Origin of the sequence: Stenotrophomonas maltophilia group sp. Smal32, from assembly GCF_030237085.1 — a bacterium.
GTDB classification, from domain to species: Bacteria; Pseudomonadota; Gammaproteobacteria; order Xanthomonadales; family Xanthomonadaceae; genus Stenotrophomonas; species Stenotrophomonas maltophilia_Q.
The window spans coordinates 1-2,436 of sequence record NZ_JASJSI010000048.1 but is presented as its reverse complement, the minus strand read 5'-3'; the positions used below and the strand labels follow the sequence as shown (position 1 = coordinate 2,436).

Genomic DNA, 2,436 nt, shown 5'->3' with positions numbered 1-2,436 from the left:
CACGCTCGGATCGCGCGTGGTGCGTGGTATTCCGTGGTTCGGCCGAACAGCAGCCGAGCATCGGCTCGGCTCTACAAGTTCCCGGTTGCGCGACCCCTCTGTAGAGCCGAGCCCACGCTCGGCTCGCACGTGCAGCGCGGCGCTGATATAGCCATCGCTATACAAACCAGCCCTGCCTGCGCGTTTGTCTGGAAATGCGCCACGCGCGGATCGCGGTGCTAAGCTGCGCGTCCCCTTGGGGAGTAGCCGGATTCCTTCGCAGGAATCGTCCACGTCAACATACTCGGCCAGTGCGCCGTGGCGTGGACAACCATGATGGTTGGCGAGACCAGCGGCCCGCGCGCGCAACGTCAGGTTGGGCGCGAGCGCGAGCCGTGCGTCCGTCCTTGCCCGACCTTCAGCAGCCGCCAATGTCCCCCATTTCGATCCTCCTGATCGGCTTTGCCATGTCCACCGATGCCTTCGCCGCGGCGATCGGCAAGGGTGCTGCCATGCGCAAGCCGGTGTTCCGCGATGCGCTGCGCGCCGGCATCATCTTCGGCGTCATCGAGGCGATCACGCCGATCATCGGCTGGTTGCTCGGCCGTGCCGCCCTGCAGTACGTCGAGGCCTTCGACCACTGGATCGCCTTCGGCCTGCTCGGCGCGCTGGGCATCCACATGATCTACAACGGCCTGCGTCCGGACAGTGCCGAGGAAGACGAAGACCCCTCGCAGCACCACGGCTTCTGGAAGCTGGCACTGACCGGTTTCGCCACCAGCATCGATGCGATGGCGGTGGGTATCGGCCTGGCCTTCATGGACGTGCATATCGGCGTGATGGCCGCGGTCATTGGCCTGTGCACGCTGACCATGGTCACCGTCGGCATCATGCTTGGCCGCGTACTGGGCAGCATGGTCGGCAAGCGTGCCGAGATCATCGGCGGCGTGATCCTGGTGATCATTGGCGCGACGATCCTGTACGAACACCTGCACGGTGTGGCGTAACACACGGACCTGTAGAGCCGAGCCCATGCTCGGCTGGCGTGCGAAGCAGCCGAGCGTGGGCTCGGCTCTACATTGCGGCAATGGCCGACATGCAGCGCAGCATTTCGCTGATGTGGAGATCGTCTGCTGCGTCATAGTCTTCCTGCATGGCCAGTCCCGCACTCCGTTATGGTCGTTGGTCGCATACCGGCAATGTCTATGCGATCACCACGGTGACGCGTGCGCGCCGTCCCTGGTTCAGTGACAAGGCCAACGTTGATCTGCTGATCGAAGCCCTGCGCACGGTAGAGCGGACGGGTCGAAGCTTCTCCCTCGCCTGGGTGATCATGCCGGATCACCTGCACTGGTTGATCGAGTTGCGTACCGGCACGCTCGCCGGCTGCATGCAGATCCTGAAGTCCAGGAGTGGACGATCCATCGCCAGGCGTGTTGATGCGAATGCACCGATCTGGCAGCCGGGGTACTACGACCATGCGTTGCGCAGGGATGAATGCCTGCGCACGCAGGCGGTGTATATCGCGGCCAATCCAGTACGCGCAGGGCTGGCCAACTGTCTCGGTGAATATCCCCACGCCTGGAGCAGGTGGCCTCTGCGGGACTAGTGTGGTCTTCAGACGAAGAGCAGCCGAGCGTGGGCTCGGCTCTACAAGGGCATCATGAGATGCCCATGCTCGGCTCCGCAGCCCGTCACGGTCAATCTTCTTCCGGCGGCAGCACAATGGCGTCGTCGTCGATGGCCAGCTTGCCGGCCATCAGCACGGCCTGGGTGCGGTTGGTCACGCCGAGCTTGCGCAGGATGGCGGTGACGTGGGCCTTGATCGTTGCTTCGGAGACGTTGAGGTCGTAGGCGATCTGCTTGTTCAAGCGGCCTGCGCCCAGCATCTGCAGCACGCGGAACTGCTGCGGGGTCAGCTCGCGCAGACGCTGGCCGACTTCGCGCTCCTCTCGCTCGGTCGGTGGCACGTTGTGCGCTTCCGGAGGTGCCCAGGTCTCGCCATCGAGGATGGTGCCCAGCGCATGGCCGATGGTGTCCGAGTCGGCCGACTTGGGAATGAAGCCCAGCGCGCCGTGGTCGAGCGCACGCCGCATCACCGTCGCTTCTTCGCGCGCGGAGACCACCACCACCGGCAGGTGCGGGTGCAGCGAGCGCATGTGCACCAGTGCGTTGAAGCCCTGCGCACCGGGCATGTTCAGGTCCATCAGGACCAGGTCGGCGTCGTTGTGCTGATCGGCCAGTGCATACAGCGCTTCCACGCTGTCGGCCTCGAACAACTGCACGCCAGGGATGACCCGCTGCACGGCGCCACGCAGGGCTTCGCGGAACAGCGGGTGGACATCGGCAATCAGGAGGGTGGTCATGGTCGGGGGGAACCGTGGGGGAAAGTGTTCGGGGGCCAAGCCCCTGGGGTCAGAGCCCTTTCCTTGCGGAAAGGGATCTGACCCCGGGTCG

The 2,436-nt window shown here is 64.8% G+C and carries 3 protein-coding genes and 1 riboswitch; of the genes, 2 read left to right on the top strand and 1 reads right to left on the bottom strand.

The window, feature by feature from the left end:
* The first annotated feature begins 231 nt into the window (after positions 1 to 231).
* Positions 232 to 400: riboswitch (yybP-ykoY riboswitch) on the top strand.
* Positions 401 to 410: 10 nt separating this feature from the next.
* Both QRO91_RS12950 and QRO91_RS12945 read left to right on the top strand, forming a co-directional pair.
* The gene (locus QRO91_RS12950; protein ID WP_049432085.1) at positions 411 to 986 is read left to right on the top strand and encodes a manganese efflux pump MntP family protein; all 576 of its coding nucleotides are present in this window, start codon (positions 411 to 413) and stop codon (positions 984 to 986) included.
* Positions 987 to 1,132: 146 nt separating this feature from the next.
* Positions 1,133 to 1,588, top strand: a complete 456-nt coding sequence (locus QRO91_RS12945) for an REP-associated tyrosine transposase (protein WP_049432088.1) — start codon at positions 1,133 to 1,135, stop codon at positions 1,586 to 1,588.
* A gap of 91 nt (positions 1,589 to 1,679) precedes the next feature.
* Here the strand turns inward: QRO91_RS12945 and QRO91_RS12940 are convergent, their stop codons facing one another.
* Positions 1,680 to 2,345: a response regulator transcription factor gene (locus tag QRO91_RS12940; protein ID WP_285310422.1), complete on the bottom strand. Its 666-nt coding sequence runs from the start codon at positions 2,343 to 2,345 to the stop codon at positions 1,680 to 1,682.
* Between the last annotated feature and the right edge of the window lie 91 nt (positions 2,346 to 2,436).